General features: G+C 75.2%; 1 protein-coding gene. It reads left to right on the forward strand.

The features are described 5' to 3' along the window. A partial coding sequence (locus D3227_RS40855) for a cobalamin biosynthesis protein (protein ID WP_147377858.1) occupies positions 1 to 395 on the forward strand: 395 nt, incomplete at both ends.

Consider the following 395-nt stretch of genomic DNA (forward strand, 5'->3'; position numbering starts at 1 on the left):
GCATCGCACCCGGGCAGCCGGGCCCGGCCGATGCGCGCGCCTTCGCGCTCGGCGCGGCGGCCTGGCTGGCGCTGGCCTCGCTCACGGCGGCCATTGCCTGTGGGCTGCAGCGCTCCACCGGGCCCCTGCCGTGGTGGCTCGCCGCGCCCGTGCTCGCCGTGCTGCTGAAGCCGATGCTCGCCTGGCGCATGCTGCACGACGAGGTGGTGGCGGTGGAAGCCGCGCTCTCGCAGTCGCTGCCGGCCGGGCGCGAACGCCTCGCGCGCCTCGTGAGCCGCGACGTACAGGCGCTGGAGGCCGTGCAGGTGCGCGAATCCGCCATCGAATCGCTCGCGGAAAACCTCAACGACTCCGTCGTGGCGCCGCTGTTCTGGTTCGCCGTGGCGGGGCTGCCC

The organism is Mesorhizobium waimense (genome assembly GCF_003601975.1).
Taxonomy (GTDB): domain Bacteria; phylum Pseudomonadota; class Alphaproteobacteria; order Rhizobiales; family Rhizobiaceae; genus Mesorhizobium; species Mesorhizobium waimense.